Origin of the sequence: Paenibacillus sp. NPDC093718 (genome assembly GCF_050279985.1) — a bacterium.
Classification (GTDB): domain Bacteria; phylum Bacillota; class Bacilli; order Paenibacillales; family Paenibacillaceae; genus Paenibacillus_AQ.
This window is the reverse complement of the sequence record NZ_JBNNUS010000001.1, coordinates 515,623-538,123: the sequence shown is the minus strand read 5'-3', so window position 1 is coordinate 538,123 and position 22,501 is coordinate 515,623. Positions and strand designations below refer to the sequence as shown.

26 protein-coding genes are annotated in these 22,501 nt (G+C 50.3%); 19 read left to right on the top strand and 7 right to left on the bottom strand.

The window, feature by feature from the left end; translation table 11 throughout:
• The first annotated feature begins 70 nt into the window (after nucleotides 1-70).
• Nucleotides 71-3,292 (top strand): cellobiose phosphorylase, encoded by a 3,222-nt coding sequence (locus ACQKPA_RS02605; RefSeq protein WP_427489115.1) that lies wholly within the window; start codon nucleotides 71-73, stop codon nucleotides 3,290-3,292.
• 71 nt (nucleotides 3,293-3,363) lie between these two features.
• Here the strand turns inward: ACQKPA_RS02605 and ACQKPA_RS02600 are convergent, their stop codons facing one another.
• Nucleotides 3,364-3,540 (bottom strand): hypothetical protein, encoded by a 177-nt coding sequence (locus ACQKPA_RS02600; RefSeq protein WP_427489113.1) that lies wholly within the window; start codon nucleotides 3,538-3,540, stop codon nucleotides 3,364-3,366.
• Between the two features lie 215 nt (nucleotides 3,541-3,755).
• Here ACQKPA_RS02600 and ACQKPA_RS02595 point away from each other — a divergent pair, with 215 nt between their 5' ends.
• From ACQKPA_RS02595 to ACQKPA_RS02585, 3 genes are all read left to right on the top strand, one after another.
• Complete coding sequence (locus ACQKPA_RS02595) at nucleotides 3,756-4,379, top strand: TraX family protein (RefSeq protein WP_427489111.1); 624 nt, start codon at nucleotides 3,756-3,758, stop codon at nucleotides 4,377-4,379.
• 57 nt (nucleotides 4,380-4,436) lie between these two features.
• A complete protein-coding gene (locus ACQKPA_RS02590) occupies nucleotides 4,437-4,868 on the top strand; it encodes a hypothetical protein (RefSeq protein WP_427489109.1) in 432 nt (143 codons plus the stop codon).
• Nucleotides 4,869-4,937: 69 nt separating this feature from the next.
• Nucleotides 4,938-5,513 carry a macro domain-containing protein gene (locus ACQKPA_RS02585; protein WP_071220022.1) on the top strand — a complete coding sequence of 192 codons (576 nt, stop codon included), beginning with the start codon at nucleotides 4,938-4,940 and terminating at the stop codon, nucleotides 5,511-5,513.
• An 89-nt stretch (nucleotides 5,514-5,602) separates the two neighbouring features.
• Here ACQKPA_RS02585 and ACQKPA_RS02580 read toward each other — a convergent pair whose 3' ends face one another.
• On the bottom strand, nucleotides 5,603-5,800 hold the full coding sequence (locus ACQKPA_RS02580) for a hypothetical protein (RefSeq protein ID WP_220684566.1): 198 nt from the start codon (nucleotides 5,798-5,800) through the stop codon (nucleotides 5,603-5,605).
• 88 nt (nucleotides 5,801-5,888) lie between these two features.
• Here ACQKPA_RS02580 and rpiA point away from each other — a divergent pair, with 88 nt between their 5' ends.
• From rpiA to ACQKPA_RS02560, 4 genes are all read left to right on the top strand, one after another.
• Complete coding sequence (gene rpiA / locus ACQKPA_RS02575; RefSeq protein ID WP_427489105.1) at nucleotides 5,889-6,605, top strand: ribose-5-phosphate isomerase RpiA; 717 nt, start codon at nucleotides 5,889-5,891, stop codon at nucleotides 6,603-6,605.
• Nucleotides 6,606-6,654: 49 nt separating this feature from the next.
• Complete coding sequence (locus tag ACQKPA_RS02570) at nucleotides 6,655-7,104, top strand: MarR family winged helix-turn-helix transcriptional regulator (RefSeq protein WP_071220025.1); 450 nt, start codon at nucleotides 6,655-6,657, stop codon at nucleotides 7,102-7,104.
• 30 nt (nucleotides 7,105-7,134) lie between these two features.
• Nucleotides 7,135-7,566 carry a GNAT family N-acetyltransferase gene (locus ACQKPA_RS02565; RefSeq protein WP_427489103.1) on the top strand — a complete coding sequence of 144 codons (432 nt, stop codon included), beginning with the start codon at nucleotides 7,135-7,137 and terminating at the stop codon, nucleotides 7,564-7,566.
• Between the two features lie 128 nt (nucleotides 7,567-7,694).
• Nucleotides 7,695-8,330, top strand: coding sequence for a GDSL-type esterase/lipase family protein (locus ACQKPA_RS02560; RefSeq protein WP_113057278.1), 636 nt, complete (start codon nucleotides 7,695-7,697; stop codon nucleotides 8,328-8,330).
• An 80-nt stretch (nucleotides 8,331-8,410) separates the two neighbouring features.
• Here ACQKPA_RS02560 and ACQKPA_RS02555 read toward each other — a convergent pair whose 3' ends face one another.
• Nucleotides 8,411-9,082, bottom strand: coding sequence for a tetratricopeptide repeat protein (locus ACQKPA_RS02555; protein WP_427489100.1), 672 nt, complete (start codon nucleotides 9,080-9,082; stop codon nucleotides 8,411-8,413).
• Nucleotides 9,083-9,260: 178 nt separating this feature from the next.
• Between ACQKPA_RS02555 and ACQKPA_RS02550 the strand changes: the two genes are divergently transcribed.
• Complete coding sequence (locus ACQKPA_RS02550) at nucleotides 9,261-9,527, top strand: helix-turn-helix domain-containing protein (RefSeq protein ID WP_427489098.1); 267 nt, start codon at nucleotides 9,261-9,263, stop codon at nucleotides 9,525-9,527.
• A 196-nt stretch (nucleotides 9,528-9,723) separates the two neighbouring features.
• On the top strand, nucleotides 9,724-9,831 hold the full coding sequence (locus tag ACQKPA_RS02545) for a YjcZ family sporulation protein (protein ID WP_233355008.1): 108 nt from the start codon (nucleotides 9,724-9,726) through the stop codon (nucleotides 9,829-9,831).
• Between the two features lie 278 nt (nucleotides 9,832-10,109).
• Here ACQKPA_RS02545 and ACQKPA_RS02540 read toward each other — a convergent pair whose 3' ends face one another.
• On the bottom strand, nucleotides 10,110-12,086 hold the full coding sequence (locus ACQKPA_RS02540; RefSeq protein WP_427489096.1) for a stalk domain-containing protein: 1,977 nt from the start codon (nucleotides 12,084-12,086) through the stop codon (nucleotides 10,110-10,112).
• Between the two features lie 335 nt (nucleotides 12,087-12,421).
• Nucleotides 12,422-12,631 (bottom strand): DUF5316 family protein, encoded by a 210-nt coding sequence (locus tag ACQKPA_RS02535; protein ID WP_427489094.1) that lies wholly within the window; start codon nucleotides 12,629-12,631, stop codon nucleotides 12,422-12,424.
• Nucleotides 12,632-13,104: 473 nt separating this feature from the next.
• Here ACQKPA_RS02535 and rsmD point away from each other — a divergent pair, with 473 nt between their 5' ends.
• Both rsmD and coaD read left to right on the top strand, forming a co-directional pair.
• Nucleotides 13,105-13,710 (top strand): 16S rRNA (guanine(966)-N(2))-methyltransferase RsmD, encoded by a 606-nt coding sequence (gene rsmD, locus ACQKPA_RS02530; RefSeq protein WP_427489092.1) that lies wholly within the window; start codon nucleotides 13,105-13,107, stop codon nucleotides 13,708-13,710.
• Nucleotides 13,700-14,215 (top strand): pantetheine-phosphate adenylyltransferase, encoded by a 516-nt coding sequence (gene coaD, locus ACQKPA_RS02525; RefSeq protein ID WP_071220034.1) that lies wholly within the window; start codon nucleotides 13,700-13,702, stop codon nucleotides 14,213-14,215. The genes rsmD and coaD overlap by 11 nt, the downstream gene beginning before the upstream one ends.
• Here coaD and ACQKPA_RS02520 read toward each other — a convergent pair.
• Nucleotides 14,193-15,425: a nucleoside recognition domain-containing protein gene (locus tag ACQKPA_RS02520; RefSeq protein WP_427489090.1), complete on the bottom strand. Its 1,233-nt coding sequence runs from the start codon at nucleotides 15,423-15,425 to the stop codon at nucleotides 14,193-14,195. The two genes, coaD and ACQKPA_RS02520, sit on opposite strands and share 23 nt — an antisense overlap.
• A 113-nt stretch (nucleotides 15,426-15,538) precedes the next feature.
• Here ACQKPA_RS02520 and ACQKPA_RS02515 point away from each other — a divergent pair, with 113 nt between their 5' ends.
• The gene (locus ACQKPA_RS02515; RefSeq protein WP_427489088.1) at nucleotides 15,539-16,579 is read left to right on the top strand and encodes a SepM family pheromone-processing serine protease; all 1,041 of its coding nucleotides are present in this window, start codon (nucleotides 15,539-15,541) and stop codon (nucleotides 16,577-16,579) included.
• Here ACQKPA_RS02515 and ACQKPA_RS02510 read toward each other — a convergent pair.
• Nucleotides 16,569-17,804, bottom strand: coding sequence for a nucleotidyltransferase (locus tag ACQKPA_RS02510; RefSeq protein ID WP_427489086.1), 1,236 nt, complete (start codon nucleotides 17,802-17,804; stop codon nucleotides 16,569-16,571). The genes ACQKPA_RS02515 and ACQKPA_RS02510 overlap by 11 nt on opposite strands.
• A 198-nt stretch (nucleotides 17,805-18,002) precedes the next feature.
• Here ACQKPA_RS02510 and ACQKPA_RS02505 point away from each other — a divergent pair, with 198 nt between their 5' ends.
• The 6 genes from ACQKPA_RS02505 (at nucleotide 18,003) to fabD (ending at nucleotide 22,481) form a co-directional block, all read left to right on the top strand.
• Nucleotides 18,003-18,512: a YceD family protein gene (locus ACQKPA_RS02505; RefSeq protein ID WP_427489084.1), complete on the top strand. Its 510-nt coding sequence runs from the start codon at nucleotides 18,003-18,005 to the stop codon at nucleotides 18,510-18,512.
• Nucleotides 18,513-18,565: 53 nt separating this feature from the next.
• The gene (rpmF, locus tag ACQKPA_RS02500) at nucleotides 18,566-18,739 is read left to right on the top strand and encodes a 50S ribosomal protein L32 (protein ID WP_006211382.1); all 174 of its coding nucleotides are present in this window, start codon (nucleotides 18,566-18,568) and stop codon (nucleotides 18,737-18,739) included.
• A gap of 140 nt (nucleotides 18,740-18,879) precedes the next feature.
• Complete coding sequence (fapR, locus tag ACQKPA_RS02495; RefSeq protein ID WP_179090709.1) at nucleotides 18,880-19,491, top strand: transcription factor FapR; 612 nt, start codon at nucleotides 18,880-18,882, stop codon at nucleotides 19,489-19,491.
• Nucleotides 19,492-19,515: 24 nt separating this feature from the next.
• Entirely contained in the window at nucleotides 19,516-20,502 is a 987-nt protein-coding gene (gene plsX / locus ACQKPA_RS02490; RefSeq protein ID WP_071220039.1) for a phosphate acyltransferase PlsX, read from the top strand.
• Between the two features lie 8 nt (nucleotides 20,503-20,510).
• Complete coding sequence (locus ACQKPA_RS02485; protein ID WP_071220040.1) at nucleotides 20,511-21,500, top strand: beta-ketoacyl-ACP synthase III; 990 nt, start codon at nucleotides 20,511-20,513, stop codon at nucleotides 21,498-21,500.
• A 48-nt stretch (nucleotides 21,501-21,548) separates the two neighbouring features.
• Nucleotides 21,549-22,481, top strand: a complete 933-nt coding sequence (fabD, locus tag ACQKPA_RS02480) for an ACP S-malonyltransferase (protein ID WP_427489080.1) — start codon at nucleotides 21,549-21,551, stop codon at nucleotides 22,479-22,481.
• Nucleotides 22,482-22,501: the final 20 nt, after the last annotated feature.

The following is a 22,501-nucleotide window of genomic DNA, read 5'->3' as shown; positions in this document are numbered from 1 at the left end:
AAACCGGTTTCGAAAAAGATCTGACTCTGAAGTTGAATCAAGTATGAACCCATTTAAGGAGGATCTGAGCATGTCAAATTATCATTTTGAGAAGGATACCTTTGTGATCGAGCAGTATGATCTCGCCAAACCGTTTTCCAGCTTCCTGCCGGGAATCGCAGGCTTGAAAGGGATTCCTATGTGGACCTTTTATGTGAATCGGGGGCAGGGGATATGCAGCTTCGGCATACGCGACAAGAACTCGCCGATCATGGAATTTTCCCCGGCGAATATCTCGTATAAGAATGTGTCGACAACCGGCTTCCGTACGTTTATCAAGATAGCGGGGGCACCGGCAGTCTATGAGCCGTTCCAATCCTTTCAGCCGGATTCCAAAGCGAAGAGAACGATGTTGATCCGTCAGAATGAGCTTGTCATTGAGGAGGAGCATACCGGTAACGGATTTCGCACGTCGGTGTCGTATTTTCAGCTGCCCGGTGAAGATTTTGCCGCCCTTGTCCGTGAGGTCAGCATCACGAATATCGGAGCTCGGACGGAATCGCTTGAGCTGTTGGACGGCATGCCGGAGATTCTGCCTTACGGTGTCGAGAACAGCGGGTACAAGGAGGTTGGCAATCTCCTGCGGAGCTGGATGGAAGTGGAGAACCTTGAACAGGGGATCCCATTCTATAAAGTTCGCTCCAGTACGCACGACGAGGCGGAAGTCAGCGAAGTTACGAGCGGTCATTTCTATCTGTCGTTTGATCAGCATGGGAAGTTGATCAAGCCGCTTGTAGACTTTGAGCTTGTATTCGGCGGTAACACTTCATTAATCCACCCTGATCGATTTGCTGTGAGTTCGATGGAGGCTTTGACGAATGCCACGCCGTATCCCGTTAACAAAGTGCCATGCGGCTTCAGCGGGTTATCGGCCCGGCTTGCGCCCGGGGAGACGGCGACCGTTTATACGCTGGTTGGTCATGTGAACGATATCGGCAAAATCAACAAGCGCTCAAAAGATCTGTGTTCTCCTGCCTATATCCTCAATAAACGCGAGGAGGCCTTGGCGTTGACCCGGAACTTAACCGAGGATGTTGCAACCAAAACGGGATTACCCCTATTTGATGAATACAGCCGGCAGTCCTATCTGGACAATTTTCTGCGGGGCGGATATCCGTTCCTATTCGATAACGGGAAGGAAGGAGCGGTCGTCCACCTATATTCCCGCAAGCACGGGGATCTGGAGCGAGATTATAACTTCTTCGCTCTTGCGCCGGAGTACTATTCACAAGGGAACGGCAATTTCCGGGATATGAATCAGAACCGCCGAAATGACGTGTTTTTCAACCCGAAGGTGGGCACATTCAACATTCGGATGTTTTTCAGTCTTATTCAAGCCGATGGGTATAACCCGCTAAGCGTAGAGGGAACGAAATTCCGCGTGAGCGAAGGGAAGGAGGAAGAACTGGAGAAGCTGCTGCGCGCCTCCGCGGTTCAGGAAGATTATGAGAAGCTGGCAAAGGCATGCGCCGGGGATTATACGCCGGGTAAAATCATCAACGCGATTTCGGATCAAGGCATCAGGCTGAAGATCGACGAGGAACGGTTCTTGTCCGGGCTGCTGACGATATCCGATCAACATTTTGCGGCTTCGTTCGGCGAAGGGTTCTGGTCGGATCATTGGACTTATAACATGGATTTGGTTGATACCTACTTGGATATTTATCCAGACCGTTATGAGGAACTGCTGTTTGGCGAGAATGCGTATACGTTCTTCGACAGCCCGGTGTACGTCCTTCCACGGAGTGAGAAGGTTGTGATCAGCCGTGGCAAGGTACGGCAATACGGTGCGCTGCTGGAGGACGAGGAGAAACTGAACAAGCTCGGCAGAAAACGGAACGCGGCGGAATGGCTGCGGGTAGATGGCGGACAAGGCAGCATTTACCGCACGAATCTGTTTGTCAAAATGATCTCATTGTCCCTTAATAAGTTGGCGACACTCGATCCTTACGGGATGGGGGTAGAGATGGAGGCGAACAAGCCGGGCTGGAATGACGCGATGAACGGCTTGCCGGGCCTGTTTGGGTCGGGGATGAGCGAAACGATAGAATTGAAGCGTTTGGTCGCATTTATCGTGGAAGCGGCCGAGCGGTTCGGTCATCAAACGATTCAAATGCCGGAAGAAATCGCGTCTTACTTAGAGCATGTGTACGAAGCCGTACAGCAATATCAATCCGGCTCATTGGACTCATTCCGTTATTGGGACTTGGTAGCGGGGCAGCGTGAATCCTATCGTGCATCGGTCCGGTACGGGATCAGCGGCCGGGAGGTTGAAATTTCGGTGAAGAACGTGAAGAGCATGTACGAAGCCTTCCTGGATAAAATCGAAGAAGGAATCCAGCGTGCGGAGCAGATGGGTGGCGGAATCGTGCCAACGTATTTCCGTTTTGAAGCCGAGCGATTTGAAGAGGTTCGGGATGCAGCGGGAAACCCGGTCATCACCCGCTATGGTTTGCCCGCCGCAAAAGTGCTTGAATTCAAGGCTTATGCGCTCCCGCATTTTCTGGAGGCACCGGCTCGCGGGATGAAGCTTGCCGATGAAGGCCGGGCGAGAATGATGTATGACCGGATCAAGGCTTCCGATCTGTATGATTCCGCGCTCGGAATGTATAAAACGTCCGTCAGCCTGGAGGGAGAAACCGATGAATTCGGACGCATCCGTGCATTTACAGCCGGCTGGCTGGAGCGGGAATCCGTATTCTTGCATATGACCTATAAATACTTGCTTTCATTACTAAAAGCCGGATTGTATGACGAGTTTTTCTCGGAAATCAAAACTTCCCTCATCCCTTTTCTGGACCCGGCTGTTTATGGACGCAGCACGCTGGAGAACTCCTCGTTTATTGCCAGCAGCGTGAATCCGGATCCCCACGTGCATGGACGAGGTTTTGTGGCAAGGCTGAGCGGATCGACGGCCGAATTCCTAAGCATGTGGATTACGATGATGGCAGGAAAAAAAGTATTCCGATACGAAGGCAGCCAGCTTCAGCTTCATCTGAACCCCGTTCTTCCAGCGTGGCTGTTTGACGAGAATCAAGAAGTGTCGTTCACCTTCCTTGGTGCCGTCAAGGTGACATATCGCAGCGAGCGCGCGGCAAATACGTACGGTCGGGACGGCGTTACGATTCAGCGTTTAACTCTCATCACGGTGGGAGGGGATTCGCTCGAGATCGATGGGCCTCTTATTACAGGTGAGTTGGCTCATGAAGTCCGTAACGGGAACATCCGGGCCATTCATGCTGTGATGAATTAGAGGGAAACGAAAGCCAAACAGGCCACCCGAGATGAATCGGATGGTCTATTTACTGTTATTTGAAATTCTGTTTATTCATTAGGGGGCTTTTTATTATTATTGTTTGACATGGCTGAGCCAAACGTAATGCCAATGGCGGCACCGATCGCTATGCCGATAGCGATATTATCCATGGCAACACCAATGGCTACCCCGACACCGACCCCCATGCTTATCCCAAGGGCCATGTTGTTCTTTTTCTTTTCCATACGACCGTCACCCCTATCTGTATCATGTTGATCAAAACAAGCGTCCTTCCTTCTCAAGTTGCTATTGTTTTTATTATAGAGGATATTGGACTTAGGATGCCGGATATCCGTTGCTTCATGTTTTCTTCGCTTGCAAGTCCCAGTGTTGCAACCCATAATAGATATATCGATTTGCATATGAATTCAACATCTTCGAGTGCGAGGAGGGGGTTATCATGCAGTGGATCGCCATGCTGACGATGCTGATTGATCATGTAGGGCTTGTGTTTTTTCCGCATCAGGAGATTTGGAGAATCATCGGCCGCATTGCTTTCCCAATCTACGTCTATGCTCTCGTTCAGGGGCACCGCTACACTTCTTCGAGACCCAAGTATATCATTCGGCTGGCCATAATTGCTGTGATCTCCCAAATTCCCTATCAGCTTGCGCTGGATCCTGAAGGGTTGAATGTGGTCATTACCCTGGTTGCTGGGGCCATCGTTTTATATGTGCTGGAACGTTCGGATTCCCAGCTGTTATCGTGGATGGTAGTTGTTGCGGCCTGTGCACTAATGAGTGAATTTCCGTTTGATTACGGAGCTTACGGACTGCTGTTGATCTTGATTTTCCGATATGCTCAGGCCAGCTGGCTTGTTCCGCTTCATATGGTGTTGAACCTGTTATTCTGGTTCCTTAATAACTGGGAGCTGCAGATGTGGAGCGTCATCCCGACGGCCGTGATAGCCTATGGCCCGCATGTATGGAGGAAACTGGAGTCTATCCGGGTGAGTCGCTGGGTATGGCGTTCATTTTATCCTCTGCATTTACTCATTATTGCGTTATTACGGGTGATTGTATAGAGAAGCACTCTTTAGGTTAACGCTTGATGGATTGATTATATACAAGGAGAGACATACATGTTGAATATCGCAATGGCTGCCTGCATCCTATTGTTCGCAGCGGCGGGTTACATCGCATTCATGAATTCCAAATTAATTGCGGATAAAAAACGGGAAGCATACATTCCTCCGCCTGCTTCGGAATATACCGTTTATATGACGCCTCAGTTCACGGAGGAGGACAAAAGGTCGATGAGTCCTATCGGCGTCATGGAATTTCGCGATCCGCAAGGCATGATGAAGGTATATCTTTGCCGGGTCAGGAATGCATCCGAGGATCTGAAGCTGGAGCAAGCCGGCCATGTGTTTCTTCATCATTTGACGAAGGCCAGGGACACCGGCACGCTGATGTTCTACCGTACGGTGGAGGAAGCGCTGCAAGGACCGGAAGAGAAGAGTTTGACCGACCGACTGTCTGCAGCTGCGAAAAAAAAGCCGAGAACAGAATAGGCAAACAGGGTCAATCCACCCACTAGCGGGGTAATAAAGAAAAAAAAGACCGAAAGGAGATTTTCCGAAATGAAAACATTTAAAATCGGAAGGACATCGGTCTCCGTCTTTATAGGCGATATTACGACATGGACGGGCGACATTATCGTCAATGCTGCAAATTCGGGACTGCTGGGTGGAAAAGGCGTGGACGGCGCAATTCATAGCGCCGGCGGGCCGGAGATCATGGAGCAGTGCATGGAAATTCGCAAGCAGCAAGGCGGCTGCCCGCCAGGCAATGCCGTGATTACCGGTGCAGGCCGGCTGCCTGCCCAGCACATCATTCATACGGTCGGCCCGATCTGGGAGGGCGGCGGACGGCGTGAGGAGCATACGCTGGCGGAATGCTATCGCAACAGTCTCCTGCTTGCAATCGAGGTGGGTGCCAGAAGCATCGCCTTTCCTAATATAAGCACGGGTATCTATGAGTATCCTAAGGCTCCGGCATGTGACGTTGCGTTAAAGGCGGTTACGGAGCTGCTTGAGGAGGATCTGCCGGATAACCGCCTGGATAGGATTGACTTCGTTTGTTTTTCTCCTGATAATGAAGAGCTTTATATCCATTGGCTTGAGCAGTACACACAGGAGAAGGAGGCGCAAGTATAACGATCGACGTACATTCTCGGAAGACAGACCGCGATTCATATCTAAAAATCAGGGGCGCAGTTAGCGCCCCTGCCGTTTGTCAGTCGACTTTACATATGATAGGAACCGCTTGGCTCAAACAGCACCCATTCCAGCATCGTGATCATATCGTCGAGGCGGGTTTCCTGATTGAGAAGGGAGGCACGCTCCGGACTGTTCTCCTCGAGAGCAGTCAAGCGAGTGTGCAGTTTTTTCTTCTGCATCGTAAGTTCATTGATCTTGGATTTGATTTGGTTCTCAGTTCGCATAAGTATAATCCTTTCGTTTGTATGAAATCCATCTATTTACCCCATATTATAGCATTTGATTCAGCTTAAGACGAAGGAGCGGATTCACATGGAAAGTGAATATAATATGAAGAAAGTGGCGGCGGAGCATGCCGCCAAGTATGTACAGGATGGGATGAAGATTGGGCTGGGAACAGGCTCAACCGCTTATTACGCCATTCTCAAAATCGGCGAGATGGTCCGATCCGGGCTCTCGATTCAGGCCGTGGCTACCTCTGATGCTTCGGAGAAGCTGGCGATGGAACAAGGAATATCCTTGACGCCCATCCATCAGATCGATCGCTTGGATCTGACGATTGATGGGGCGGATGAGCTGGATGACCAGCTGCGTTTAATCAAGGGAGGGGGCGGAGCGCTTCTCCGCGAGAAGATCACGGCTTTTCACAGTGAACGGCTCGTGATTGTGGCAGATGAAGTGAAAGCCGTAGCTCAACTCGGCGCTTTCCCGCTGCCGGTTGAGATTGTCCCTTTTGCTTTTGAGTGGACGGTTCGGTCACTAGCCCAGCTTGGTTGTTCGGTGGAGATCCGCCGTAAGCAAGATGAGGGGGTTTATGTTACGGATAACGGGAATTATATTGCTGATTGCCGGTTTCAGCATATTGCCCGTCCTGAGGAATTGAGCTCTAGGCTAGGCGCCATTCCTGGCGTGGTTGAACATGGGCTGTTTATCGGTAAGGCCGACCAAGCGATCATCGGCTGCCAGGATGGAACGGTACGGATATTACACTCCGGGAGCATAGAAGCAAAGAATATATTTGACAGTTGATCCGGCGTTCATTAACCTTAATTACATGATATCTTTCGGAGGGTGAAATATGTCGGATATTCAAGAACACGAGGATACCCCGTTACATTTGCTGGTTGTCCTTGCCAGAGCTTATAACGCAGTGATGACACATTCGCATCGCAGCATCAATAGTCACGGATTGAACTCCACCGAATTCGGCGTATTGGATGTACTCTATCACAAAGGACCGCAGCCGCTGCAAAAAATAGGCGAAAAGGTGCTCATTTCCAGTGGTAACATTACATACGTGGTGGACAAGCTTCAAAAGAAAAACCTGCTGGTTCGCCGGGCTTCCGCTGAGGATCGCCGCGTCATTTATGCTGAGCTTACCGCAGAGGGAAAGGAATTCTTCGAAGCCATCTTTCCTCAGCATCAGGAATTGATGGTTAAGGTGCTTAGCGGCCTGTCGGAAGACGAGAGAGCGCAGGCGGCGATGCTGCTGCGCAAGCTGGGGATCAGTGCGGAGAAGATGTTGTAGACCTATACAAGCTTTAGATTGGAGATATGTATGCTTAAAGATATAACGATGCAAGCGATGCAACCCGAAGTAAAGGAACTGCTCAGCTACTCGGTATTTCCGGATCCGGAAGCGGTGGATCAGGCGGCTGCTATTTATGAGAAGGGCCCAAGTCGGTTGTTTGGATTTGAAGAGGACGGACTTCTCTTAGGAGTCATCGGTTTCGATGTCGATCAGGACGAGCTTACCATTCGGCATCTGGCCGTTCTTCCGGAGAATCGGGGAAAGGGATATGGACGCGGATTAATTTTGGAGCTGCTCCTTGAGGTTCAGCCTAAGCCGGCCCGAGTCATTGCGGAAACGGACGAAGAAGCCGTAAATTTCTACCGCAGTATCGGCTTTGAGGTATACAGCCTGGGAGAAAAGTATCCGGGCGTTGAAAGATTCCGCTGCATTTACGAGGTGGAGGAATCCGAAGAATAGGCTATTCTTATCCAAAACATGGTTGCCGTCTTCGAGTGGAATTAAAATTGCCATTCAAGACAATAGACCCGTTTCGCAATGGGGGCACTCCTCATATAATGTCGTAACGAGCGGGGCAGGGGGTGAACATGTTGGTGTACCATTATACCGCTGTCGGCGATTCCTTGACCTTCGGGTTTGGGGCGATGCCTGGCAGCGGTTTTGTTCCGTTATACCGTCGGATGGCGGAGGAGAAGCTTCGCCAGTTCGTGGCCCATGAGAATCTCGGGGTCAATGGATTAACTTCGGATGAGTTATACGATCGGGTCGTTCAGCTTCCTACGTATCGCTATCATCTGCAGCAGGCTCAGATCATCACGATATCGATCGGAGGCAATGACTTGATACGTGCGGTAAAGTCCACGGGAGGCCGACCGAATCGTGAGGTGCTGGATGCTGCCTTGTACCGATGTCAGAATCATGTGGCTAATACCGTTAGACATATCCGAAAAATAAAGACGCCGGTCAGCAAACCTTATTTTATTCGCGCTATCGGTCTGTATAATCCATACCCGGCCTGGACGGAGGCAACGGAATACGTGATTCGGTTCAATCGGCACTTGATGGGGTTAAGCGACGGCTATTTTCGAGTAGCTGATATTTACGCACAATTTTCAGGCCGAGAGAAAGAACTGATGTCGGTGGACGGTTTACACCCGAATGGCCGAGGGTACCGGGTGATCGCGGAACAATTAAACCGGCTTGGGTACAAGCCACTTGCGTAACCAATCGAATGATTAAGAAAAAAGGGTGTCCCTGGTCTCTGACCATGTGGGCGCCCTTTGGTTTATGTAATCCTTATGAATTATATTAATTTCCTGAAAAAGCTTCGTACGGCCCATTTGCGTTCTTGCCGTTTTTTGTATTTCGGCAGTGACCGGTACACGTCCAAAGACTCCTGATAAGACTTCTTGGCATCTTCGGTCCTTCCCAGCGATTGATACATATATCCCAGCAAATAAAAGGCTTCGCTTGAAGAAGAGTGAATGGAATGGAACTCCTCCAAATAATGGAGCGCCTTCTCCCGATCCGAATCCCGATATGCATCGGCAAGCCTAAGATAAGGCCGGCCGTATTTGACCCTCGGGTTGATCTCCAGGGCCCGGATAATATCCGACTCCCCTTGCGGGATGCTGCCGTTATGCAGGCGTGCGTTTCCGATATCGTCCCAGAACTCGGCGGAGTCCTCCAGACTGGATTCAATGGATTCCAGCAGCTTCAGGGCCTCCCCATACTTACGTCGCTCCAGAAGCAATCTGGCAAGCTCGTGCCTGGATGAAACGTCGCTGGGGCTAACTGCAATCTGTCTGCGCAGCTTGGAAATATTACGTGCGCGCTTGATTGGCTTTGTCACGCTGGGAAATACCCCGACAAAGCGGCGGTCCAGCACATACACGATGAGAAGCAGCACCAGGATCGCCGTAATCGGATTACCGAAGATGTAGAACAGAAATCCAAAAATAATGAGTTTAAACAAAAGAGATCCCTCAATTTCTATGTGAAGTTGTAACACAAATTATACCATAACATGGATTTATTTAGGTGGAAACACTATCGGTTCCATAGACCTTGAATACATGCGCATGTCGGAATAGGCCATAGGTATTGAAAGAAGGTCGATAATAGCCGATAAAGGTAGTAAAGAGGTGATAATCATGGCGAAAAAGGGACAAATATTCCATCATTACAGTTTCGAAACGAAGAAAAAGGCAGTCACCATGCGGCTGGAGGGCATGACTAAGAAAGAAGTGGCATCGGCCTTACAAATATCAGATATCGGACGGCTGAAAGTGTGGATGCGCAAATACCGTGAGTTGGGCGAAGAAGGTTTGGTCGATCGCCGCAGGAGAATTGTATATTCAGATCCTGACACCGAGCGGGATGAAAAAGAACAACTTTTCGCAGGTGTAGACAATAAGTGATCGCATGAGGCGTGGTTAACGACCGTTAACACCATGCCTCTTTCATATGGGAATCAAGGGCGATGCTCTATAGTCGTATCCGGGATTTTCGAATGTATGGGCCAATTCATTAATCTTATCCCGAGCAGGCGGCAGCCCAGTTCATTTGAGCGGAACCGACATAACATGTGGTATGTTCAAAAAAGGAGGGATTCATGTGAGCGGAGTAGGAGAAGGATATGGCGGCTATGGATATGGCTCTTCTGTAGGTGCTATTTTGGTATTATTCATCTTGTTGGTGATCATTACTCGCGCATTTATCTAATCCATCTTTTGAGCGAACAAACCAATTGAATCAATAAGTAAATACCGAGCACCTTGAGCAGTCACAACGACAGACCGTCCAAAAGAGGCATGGCCTCTTCTTAGGGCGGTCTTGTTCTAGATGAAGCGAGAGTCGGCGTGATTGATTTGTCTTGAATCAACGTTTAACCTCATATGAGAATAATCTCAAAAAAACAGACCGCTCGAGAAGAGTGGTCTGTTTTTGGTAGGACGAATATTGACCCGGGTCCATACGCTGTCCCCGGTGTGTTTCTCATGCTACATCATAATCAATATAACCTTGCCGTTTACGAAAGATACGATATCGAAATTCGTGTACCCCCAGGTTTCAATGGTTTTTCCGCCGCCGGTGGTAATGTCCTTGGCCGCCGGATTCCCCCATGACAGCTGCACCTGTTCTTTGGTCATTCCGAGGGAAACCTGGCCTGCTTTAATCTGTTTCCAGACCGATGCGGACCATTTATATTTTTGGTAAGGGTCGTAATTTAATAGGGAAGAACGGTCCGCAAACAGCTGCATCACTTCCGAAGACCGCATAGGATAGCTTTTCACTGTTTTTCCGGAAACCGTTTTAAAGATCACGTTGAATTCGCCTTTGTCATCCGGCAAAATGTCGGTTACCGTCAATTTCGAGAAGCGTTCCAAGTCTTCGAAATCATTTACCCAATACGTTCGACCAATAAATTTAACCAAGCTGCCCTGCATCGCTTTTTTGATCAAGCCGGCCGTCTCACTGGAAACAACGGTCATGACTGCATCACTCCCGAAGGAGATATTCGCTTGTTTCCACTTGGCTTCCCAGCTGATTTTCGCGCCTAGAACATCGGATAACACGGAAGCCGGAATTAGCAGTTCGCCTTTGTCGGTCATTGGAGCTGCTTTTAGGCGCAGCGGGCTATCATTCAGCTTGGCTTGGTTACTGCCTGTCGTGAGCGAGAGTACGGTTTCTCCGAACTTGGCCTCCACGGCTCCGTTATTTGCTGAATAGGTGCCACCCAGTGCCTGTATAACGGATTTGGCCGGTACCATGACATTCCCGTTTACTTGTTTTGCATATTTCAAATTGTTGCGCAGGCTGGACGATACCGTTATCGATTTGGACAAACCGCCCGAGGTTACCGTTATCTGTGTCTTACCAACGCCCGCAGACTTCAGTGTTCCATTCTTCTGTATGTTCATCAGATAAGGCTTCTCTATATCGATCCGGGCATCTTTAACCGGTACTTTGATCTTGGCTCCGTTCGTGTAAGTCTCCTGGATACTGACTTCCAGGGTATCCCCTACATAAGGCTTGGCTTCGGATATCGAAACCGATAAGGCCTTAACGACAGGCACATCAACCGATTTGTTCTGTCCGTTCGTGTGATGTATCCAGCTTCCGTCAGAGCGCTGTGCATAGAACCCCTCCGACAGATCCTCGGCATTTCCGTAAATGGAGGTTCTTACGATCCCGCTCAGTCCGGAGACCTGCTCCTTGAGCTTCCAGCGGTCTTTATACACTCCGGTTGTCCATACGGTTCCGTCTTGGAGCGTCACAATCAGAAGATCCGTCGGCTCATTGGATGCATAAACGATATGAGCTGCGTTCTGGGCGACGGTAACCGGGATGATGCGCCCGTTATCATCAAAGTTGGACGTTTCGTAGACAACCACGTCACCGTTGTCACGCAACAGGGCCACACGCCCGCTGTGAACCGTCATGGATTTGACCCCTGCCGGGTTTTCCACGATACCGAGCTTCTTGAATTGTCCCTTTTTGTAATTATCCTCTAAGAGCAGCTCTCCGTTTGAAGACAAGGCGGCAAATTCTTGATCCGCATTGGCGATGAGCAAAATGCCACTGAGGTTTTTTGCTTTTTCCGAGCCGCCCCATACGGTGCCGTCCGACTTCAGCCAGTAGGAACCCGCTATCTGCTTCACCCCGCTTGTTCCCGGAACGACCTTGGGACCCTTACCGATATCCCATTCCACTAATCGCCCATCCTGCGTCATACCGATGCCTTCGTATTCATAACCGCTGATGGCTGCAACTTTACCCGGCGTCCGTATGGCATGTCGTCCGTCGATCAGGGACCACATGGAGCCATCGCTCATCAGGTAGGTGTTCCTTCCCGCAATGTCGCTGATCTGGAGCCTGGACTCTTCGGCAGAAGCGATCCCGTGCGTCGTGCTGCCTGCAAAACCAAGTCCCGTCAGCATGGTAAACAATACGAGAATATACAACGTTCTTCTCACTTACATGACCTCTCTTTACTGTACAATTAGGAATATTTTTCAAACAGCTATATTGATTCGACATAATTTACGCTATTCCTGCAATTTGTCGCGCGGTGTTATGGATAAAAAAGGGAACAAAAAAACGCCCTCCGATATCTGAGGACGTCTTGCCGGTTAAGCTCGCGATAGTTCGACGACCTGTCTTGACCTTAACGGTGTTTTAGTTAAGATTACGGTGGGGATCATTGGTGGCAGAAACCTGATTATGTAATATGAGTTCCCTTCAACAGCAATAAAGCCGCGTATAAATCATTCTTCACTTCGTCCGCAGCGTATGTTCACGTGTGTTCATCTTAGCGGAACAAATACACAACGCCGGCGGCGGCAAGAAATACGAAACCGGCTAGTAAGAACCAGATGGATACTTTCTCCCTGGATGCGCGGTTGTCCTTGGGTTCAGTAAAGAAGTAGTCTCTTTGATGGTAATCCGTAGTAATAAACGCTCCGGATAGAAGCCCAGCAATCGCCAGGCAAGCCAATCCTGCATATAAAAACAAGTTCATCACGTGTTCCCCCCATCATGCCCTTTATTGTTAGAACGTTCGCTGAGAGGGAATGGTTATGCTTTTTACACATGTAAGTGCATCGTCTGACTAGAAGGAGCAGATAGATATGACAAAAAGCCGCTTATCTCGTTTAGCGGCTCAACATAAAAAAAGAACTAAATCCCTGTAATAACATTGCCATTACAGGGATTTAGTTCGGGAACCTCCGAAGAGATTCCCTCATGGGAGAGGAGAAACCGGACGAAGAGCTTATGGGGAAACGTAAGTCTTCTCCGCGGTTGTCTACGACATTCATTGATGTCGATATTTCAAGGATGCCCGGCTGTGGTAGAAATATACATAGCTTTGAAAAAAATGGAGAGACATTATGTTTCGTTTTTCATATATGGGATGATTGTGTTACGATAATCACTGTCAATGGCTTTGGCTTGGCAATTAATTTATAGATAATGAAACGGGTGAATGAAGCTGTGAGAGTAGTATCCGGAAGTGCAAAGGGCCGGCCGCTCAAAAGTGTGCCTGGCACAAGCACCCGTCCGACGACGGATAAAGTGAAAGAATCCATATTCAGTATGATCGGCCCTTACTTTGAGGGGGGCGCCCTGCTTGACCTGTTCGCAGGTACGGGAGGCCTTGGCATTGAGGCGTTAAGCCGGGGGATGGATCGTGCTGTTTTTATTGATGTGGAACCGAAGAGCATCAGTACGATCAAGGATAATTTGAAGGCGGCCAGACTTGAAGATAGGGCTGAGGTGTACCGCAACGATGCGGGACGAGCGCTTAAAGCGCTTGAAAAGCGCGGCTACAGCTTCGATCTGGTCTTTTTGGACCCGCCATACAGGTTTAAGAATGGTGACGAGCTGATGCTGGATATGGCAGAGCGAGGTTTGCTGCAAGATTCAGCTGTGGTGGTATTGGAATACGAATCAAGTTACAATTATCCTGAGAAGTTTGGTGATTTTTGTTGTTTCCGGACCGCGAAATACGGAGAAACCGCCATATCGATATATCGTTACGACACAGCGCAAGATCAAGCGTCAGAGCTTGATGAGGAGGAATTACAAGATGACAAATGAGAATACTAGTACATACCGAGTTGCCGTATATCCGGGAAGCTTTGATCCGGTCACCATGGGACATATGGATATCATCACACGTGCTTCCAAGCAGTTTGATCTGCTGATTGTGGCCGTGTTGAATAATTTAAGCAAGAACCCGCTGTTCACGATTGAAGAGCGCAAGGATCTTTTAAAACAGGAAACCGCACATCTTCCGAATGTGGAAATCGACAGCTTTCGTGACCTTCTGGCGAATTATATCCGTCAGAAGAATGCCCAGGTCATCGTACGGGGTATCCGCACGGTGACCGACTTTGAATATGAACTTCAGCTGGCATCCACCAATCACAAGCTGAATCCGGATGCCGAGACGATCTTCATGATGACGCATCCGAAATATTCGTTCCTGAGCTCAAGTCTTGTTAAGGAAATCGCTCATTTTAATGGAGACACTACGGATCTGGTTAGCCCCGAAGTCCATGCAGCGATGCGCCGTAAATTTAGCGGCGATAACGGTCAATAAGACGGGAGTACAGCCAGAACGCCGCTATCAATAATAAGCAGATCACGCCTTGAACCTGCAAGAATGAAGGCAATCCGCTCCAAAAGTTGAAGTGCTGATCCTTATTGACGTGATCCAGCGGTTCCGTTCGGAAAGCCGGTACGATGCCTGCTGAAAGGGCGCTGACCGGCTTCCACATTGCCAGTGTAATCGCAAAGGCGAGCATGGAATGCAGGGTTCGCTTCATCATAAAGTAACGCCAAGAGAGACCGGTTTCCCGCATGAGCGACAGGCTTTGCAGCTGAGCGCTGATTCCGCTCCACGCAAGTGCGGCGGACAGTACAGCCAGCTGTAAAATTCCAGCTTGGAATGCCGAGGAGCTGATGGACTGGGCTGCCAGATGGGCCTCCAATATTCCGGAGACAAGGTAGGGTGGAAGCTGCGGCAGCAGGTGACCGGTCAATACTCTGGTCAGGACGGCGAAGAACAAGATAAAGCCGCCTGTCATCATTAATGTTTGAACTGAACGGGTAACGGAATCGCCCAGTAATTTGCCAAAGCTCCGCCCATCCCGTTGATGGGCCTCCAGCGCCGCAGTCGCTGCCCTTTTAAGAAGGGGGCGTTGGGCGTTTTCCCTTGTCCGTACTGTGTGTAGAGTTGAAGTAAACCGTCGTGTGTCTTCAGAAGAAACCGGTTTATGGAAGAGTCCGAATATCCAAGCGGCCAGCAGTCCGGAAATCCAATGAACGATCAGCAGCAGATACCCAGCCTCCGGTTTATGAAGGAGGCCGGTTCCGATGACAACGAGAATGGTCATTGGATTACAGAAATGGGATATAGCGGCGAGCCTTCCGGCATCCATGGCGCGAAGCTCGCCTTGTGTATACATTCGGGAGGCGGCCTGTGCTCCTGCTGGGAACCCGGCCGTCATTCCTGTTATAAGAACCCAGCCGCCAGCACCGGGAAGTTTGAATATTTTTTTCATCAAAGGGTCCAGCAGTACGCCAACTCCATGGGCCCAGCCATAGGCGATGAGTATTTCCACCAGTACGAGAAACGGCAGCAAAGCGGGAAATACGATATTCCACCATAGCTTAAGTGCTTGCAGGGTGGCTTGGAAGGCAGGTTCGGGGGCGCTGACGACAGCCAGTACAAGCAGGAAAGCGGCGGCACCCAGGAGGATGGTGTTCCACAGCCCGTTTGATGACTTGACGGCGTTGTCTTTATTCATAAGGAATCTCCTTTCAGCGTAAACATGGCTAGTACAACTTTATGCAAAGGAGACAACCGTCAGACCAAACTTGGTGGAAGGCTGGATATATAAGGCGGAGGGAAGGAAACCACATGAAGAAGTCTGTAAAACCGAATGGCTTAAAAATTGCGCTGTATTTGTTAATGGTCGGGGTCATGCTGTATGTTGTCGTTTATATGCCGACCCCTTATCTCGTATACCAGCCGGGGAGTGCCGAAGAGGTTCGCCCCATGATCAATGTTGAGAAGGGAGATCCGGCGGAAGAGGGCACTTTTATGATGACAACCGTGTCGGCAAGCTATGCCAATATGGCGTTGTTGATGATGTCTGCGTTTAACCCGAATGCGGAGGTTGTGAAAAAAGCTGAGAAAATGGGCGATCAGAGCAAGGATGAATATGCAGCCACACAAGTGTATTACATGAATTCTTCCCAGTCGTCTGCAATGGAAGCCGCCTACCAGGAAGCAGGAATTGACTACAGCATCGAGCCTGCTTATGTATTCGTGATGTCGATCTCCGAGAATTCTGTTAATGCCGAGCATTTCCGGCCAGGTGATAAATTGATCAAGATCGATGGGCAGCCGGCAGAGGATAATGAGAAAATTGCCAGCCTGTTAAGCGGGAAAAGTATCGGGGAAGTGGTATCCGTGGAGCTTGAACGCAAAGGGAAAACCGTTAAGGAACGGGTTCAGCTTGTGAGCATTAAGGATGAGAAGACCGGAGCGGAGCGTCCGGGGTTAGGCGTCATGATTGCCACGATGCAAAGCGTGGAGCCGGCTGATCCCGATCACACCATTCATTTTGCGGATACCAATATCGGTGGGCCGTCAGCCGGACTGATCTTTACTCTTGAAATATATAACCAGCTCACCGATGGTGATTTAAGCAAAGGTTACCGGGTCGCCGGAACGGGTACCATTGATAAATCAGGCGCCGTAGGCCCCATTGGCGGCGTGAAGCACAAGATCGTGGCTGCTGATCGGAAGGAAGCCGATATCTTTTTTGTGCCGCAAAAAAATTACGATGAAGCCAAGAAGCGCGCGGACCGGATCAAAACGGACATGAAGCTGATCCCGGTCGAGGACCTGCAAGATGCAGTGGATTATCTGGAGGAGCTGCCGCCTAAGGGGTGAGCGGCGGCAGCAGGTAATCGCCGTAGTAGTGGCGCATATCAGGCCTAGGGTGCCCGTTGGCATAAACGGCGGCTGCCATCAGGTCCCTCTCCAGCTGAGGATGCTCCAGCTTGGCCGGCTTGTGAATGACGGGAAGTGAGGCGCTCCGCTTCATTCGTTTCAGCAGAGAACGCCCTGTCTCGCTGAAACCGAGGACCCGGATATATCCCGGACCTTTCCCCAGCTCTTCGCGATTCATCGATGCCTTGTCATGATTCAGCATGATGTGCAGCAGCATGCGCTGAAGCTTGGTTCGCGTATAGCGCTTGGTCTTCAACCCTTCCAGGAGGGCGTCAACCGTCGGCTGCTCCAGCTGAGATAGCGAGCGCTGAATACGGTGCTCCAAGCCTTCGGTCACTTCGAGAAGCCCTTCAAGCTGTGCGGGCGTATGGGTGAGCAGGGTTTGAAACAGCGGCTGGCGAAACTGCTCCCAATGGACGGGAGCTCGTCCGCTCTTGATTTCCCTCTCCATGATGCTGTGCGTGAATTCCGGCATATAGGGTCTGGCGGCTTCCAGTCCCTGTGAAAGTATGATGTTGCGGATGGCGGTTGCACTGGCAATGGACGACGCTCCCGGCAAGGGATCATGGTACTGTGCGTTTTCTCTTGCGATGGTGTAGGGTGTAATGCGGCTTCCCAGGCGCTCTAGAGCGATTAGGTAGTGCAGGCCCAAGGAATTGTTCGGCTGCGTGAGCAGCTCTTGCAAATGGGCAATCGCCGGTTCGGACTCACCGAATAGGGCAGCAGCGGCAGCACCGTAAGCGGACGGGAAGTTCATGCCTTCCCGGAGGCGCTTTTCGATTTCGGATCGAAGCTCGCCGGATTCGTTTGCGAGCGAACGGGACAACGGCAGAATCTGCTCCATCGTACCGCTTTCGGATCCGAAGGAAAGGCAATCCACTACGCCCGTAGCCTCCAGGATGGCTACCGCACCGTACGCGAACCATTCCGCAGGCTGCACGGCATAGGTTACCGGCAGCTCGAGGCACAGGTCAACCCCCATGGCAAGGGCCATTTCCGCCCGTGCGCGCTTGCTTGCGATGGCAGGCTCGCCGCGCTGGAGAAACGGACCGCTCATCACCGCAACGACGGCATCTGCCCCTGTGACTTCTTTGGATTTGCGATAATGCAGTACATGACCGTTATGTAAGGGATTATATTCAACGACAATGCCAACCGTCTTCATTCGTTTCAACTCCTTGATTAGAATATAACATAATTACATGACGATCCTGCAACAATTAGCGCATCCCCCGGGAGAGTTGTAATTCTGGTAGTATGAAGAGAAATATCGGGTAACAATAAAGAGGTTGTTAGGGTTATCCTGTTGACAAAACTCTTTGGGAATCGGTATAATAATCTTTGTTTGTTTGGAGTGATGGATATGCTAATTCAATTTCGTAAATTGACAACCAGCGATCAACCGTTACAGTTCCATCAAACCGTGGATGTAAGCAATGCCGTTAAGGACCGGAAGGATATCATTGCTGTTCAGCCATTAGACGTGGATCTGACAGCAACCGCATCGGTTTCTGGTACGGTGGATGTTCGTGGACGATTGCAAGGCGAGCTGGAGATGAATTGCTCCCGCTGCCTGAAGCCGATCAGCGAACATGTGCACATCCCTTTTCATGAAGTATTCCAGCCGGTGGAAGATCCTGAATCCATTCAGGATGAGAATGATGACACTACATACGTGCAAGGTGAGAGTGTGGATCTCACTCCCTATGTAGAAGAAGCATTTTTGCTCCACCTGCCGCTAGCTCCGGTATGTAAAGCCGACTGCAAGGGACTCTGCCCGAATTGCGGCAAGGACCTGAATGAAGGCACGTGCGACTGCGATACGGAAGTGATCGATCCTAGGCTAGCCGGTCTGAAGGACTTCTTTAAATGATGATGGATATGGCACCCGTGTTCAGCGGGTTGAACTGATAAGGAGGTGGGAACATGGCAGTACCTCAACGTAGAACGTCCAAAACACGTCGTGACAAGCGTCGTACTCATTTTAAGCTGGCTGTGCCAGGCATGGTGAAATGCGAGCAATGTGGAGAATTGAAGCTTGCTCATCGCGTATGTAAAGTATGCGGAACGTATAAGGCAAGAGAGATCATCAAACAATAGTTTTTGAATAAGTAGTACTTCATCTTTGGTGAGGTGCTATTTTTTTTGTCTAAAGCCCCCCTTTCTTTTTGACGTGACATGATTTATACTTAACATTAGTACCAGGTTCTAATATTTGCGACTAATTTACATATATATGTTTGAAGAATGGCGGCTTTCATAGCGGCAGAAGGAGTTGTTTCGTCATCGATCGTTTATCCAAGAAAGACCGTCACCAGCGGCTGATTCAGCTGATCGACGAGAATCCCTTTGTTACAGACCGCGAGTTGACTCGCCAGCTTAAAGTGAGCATTCAGACGATACGCCTTGACCGTATGGAACTTGGCATCCCGGAGCTTCGTGAGCGAATGAAGCAAATGGCGGAGCATTCCTATGACCAGGTTCGTTCCTTGTCGCTCGAAGAGGTGATCGGGGATGTCGTTGACTTGCAGTTGGACAAGAGCGGAATATCGATATTTGAAATCCGTGAGGAACATGTATTCAGCAAAACGCGGATTGCCCGAGGGCATTATGTATTCGCTCAAGCCAATTCACTTGCCATCGCCGTAATCAATGAAGAAATCGCATTGACGTCTTCAGCGGATATCCGGTTTTTGAGACAGGTTCGTCTCGGCGAGAAGTGTATTGCCAAAGCCTACGTTAGGTCCATTGCCGGCCAGAAGGGGAAGGCCAAGGTGGAAGTGTTTACTTATGTCGCTGATGAAATGGTGTTCCAGGGGAATTTCGTAATCTACCGATCTGCAGGAGAATGACATAAGTAAAGGAGGAAGTTTGGCATGAGAATTGCGATTGATGCAATGGGCGGCGACAATGCCCCCCAGAGTAACGTCGAGGGCGCTCTCATTGCCGCACGGGAATGGAGCGATACCGAGATCATTCTCGTTGGGGATGAAGCGCAGATTGGAGCGCTGCTGAAGGACAAGCCGTCCAATTTGAAGGTGGTTCATGCAAGTGAAGTCATTGAAGCGGAGGATGAGCCGGTCAAGGCGGTCCGCCGGAAGAAGGATGCTTCGATGGTTGTGGCGGGGCGCATGATTCGTGAAGGTGAAGCCGATGCCATGATCTCGGCTGGCAATACGGGAGCTCTCATGACGACCGGGTTGCTGGTCGTTGGCAGGATGAAGGGGATTGAGCGTCCTGCGCTTGCGCCTATGATTCCTACGCTCGACGGCAAGGGGATGCTCGCCTTGGATCTCGGAGCGAACATGGATTCGAAGCCTGAGCATCTGCAGCAGTACGCACTAATGGGCAGCCTGTATCGCGAGAAGGTGCACGGAATCACCAAACCGCGGGTCGGGCTGTTAAATGTCGGTACCGAGCCGGGCAAGGGAAATGAATTGACGAAGCATGCTTATCCGTTACTGGAGGAGCTGCCTATCCATTTTGTTGGCAACGTCGAGTCCCGCGATGTCATGAACGGGGTTTGTGATGTGCTCGTATGTGACGGGTTCTCGGGCAATATTTTGTTGAAATCGATTGAAGGAACGGCTGGTGCGCTCTTTTCGCTGTTGAAGGAGCAGTTCAGCAAGTCGCTTAAGACCAAGATGGCCGCCGCCTTGATGATGCCGGAACTTCGCAGCCTGAAATCAACGCTCGATTATAAGGAGCATGGCGGAGCGCCTTTGCTTGGTCTGAGCGGTCTGGTAGTTAAGAGCCATGGTTCATCGGATGCGAACGCCATCAAGAATGGGGTTCGCCAAGCGCGGACGGCGCTGCAGAACCGATTGGTAGAGAGTATTTCGAATGAAATCAGCGGGAAGTGAGTGAGGAAATGAACAATTTGCGTCCGGTCGGTATTATTGGCACAGGCAAATACGTACCTGAGAAAATATTGTCAAATCATGATTTAGAGAAAATGGTAGATACAAGCGATGAATGGATTGTCTCGATGACGGGAATCCGTGAACGACATATTGCCGCTCCGAATGAAGCGACGTCGGATTTAGCTTATCATGCTGCTGTGAACGCGTTGAAATCCGCCGGAATGAACGCCGAGGATCTGGAATTGATTATTGTGGCAACTATTACGCCGGATATGTTCTTTCCCTCAACCGCATGTTTGCTCCAGGATCGGCTTGGTGCCAAAAAAGCGGCGGCATTTGACCTGTCGGCTGCTTGCTCGGGATTTGTATACGGCCTGGCTACCGCTACAAATTTCGTGAAGACGGGCATGTACAACAACGCATTGGTGATCGGGGTGGACTGCTTGTCCCGCATTACGGACTATACCGACCGCAATACCTGCGTCCTGTTCGGCGATGGTGCCGGAGCGGCGATTGTCGGTGAAGTGCCGGAAGGCCGCGGGTTCCAAGCCTTTGATTTGGGTGCCGAAGGTGCGGGCGGAGCACATCTGTACATTGAGGCAGGCGGTTCGAGATTGCCGGCTTCCGCTGAAACGATTAATACGAATAAACACTTTATTTATATGAACGGCCGCGAAGTGTTCAAATTTGCGGTACGGGTGATGGGATCTGCCACGGAAGCCGTGTTATCCAAAGCAGGCATCGATAAAAAGGATATCGACTTATTCATTCCTCATCAAGCCAACATCCGGATCATTAAGTCTGCCATGGAGCGCTTGGAGCTTCCGGAAGAGAAGGTCGTAATCAATGTTGATAAATACGCCAATACCTCAGCCGCTTCCGTGCCGCTGGCTCTTGTCGAAGCACAGGAATCCGGTCGCCTGAAAGAAGGGGACAAGGTGTTGATGGTTGGTTTTGGCGGAGGATTAACATGGGGTTCCTCCGTACTCATCTGGTAACAGAATAGTATTTAGACCTAGTGAAATAAGAGAAGGGAGCTAACGATTTTGGGTAAAACAGCATTTATATTTCCAGGTCAGGGCGCTCAGTCCGTCGGAATGGGAAAGGATGCCTATGATGCGGTTCCTGCCGCAAGGGATCTGTTTCTTACCGCGGATGAACAGCTTGGATTTCCGCTCAGCTCCATTATTTTTAATGGCCCTGATGAAGATTTGAAACAAACGGTAAATACGCAGCCAGCTCTGCTCGCAACCAGCATGGCTTATCTGGAAGCCATTCGCGGCAAGGGGATCGAACCGGATTACGTTGCGGGACATTCCCTTGGCGAATACAGCGCACTTGTATGTGCAGGCGTGCTTTCGTTCGAAGAAGCTGTATCGATCGTTAGAGCCCGCGGAGAATACATGGAGGCAGCCGTACCTGGAGGTCAAGGCGCCATGGCAGCCGTGCTAGGCGCAGACCGTGAGGCTTTGTCCGAGCTGTGCAAGAGCATTACGGCTGAGGGACATGTTGTAGAACTTGCGAACATGAACTGTCCGGGACAAATCGTCATCTCGGGTTCCGCACAGGGCGTCGCAGCGGCTGCAGAAAGAGTCAAGGAAGCAGGCGGCAAGCGGGCTATCCCTCTGGAGGTAAGCGGCCCCTTCCATTCGACCCTGATGAAGGAGGCGGCTAACCGGCTGGCTGATAAACTGGAGCAGGCTGCGTTTAATACCCCTTCCGTGCCGGTAGTTGCCAATGTGACGGCGCGTCCGGTGGAAGATGCCGCTGCCATCCGCGGTTTGCTGGTGGAGCAGGTATACTCCCCCGTGCTATGGCATGACAGCGTGGAGTGGATGATCGCTCAAGGAGTGGACACCTTCGTCGAGATTGGTCCCGGCAGTGTTCTCAGCGGTTTGATCAAGAAGATTGACAAATCCGTCAAAGTCATTAATGTAAATAGTCTGGACAGCGTCAGCAGTCTGGAGACGGTCGTATAAATAACGATGGATAAAAACCA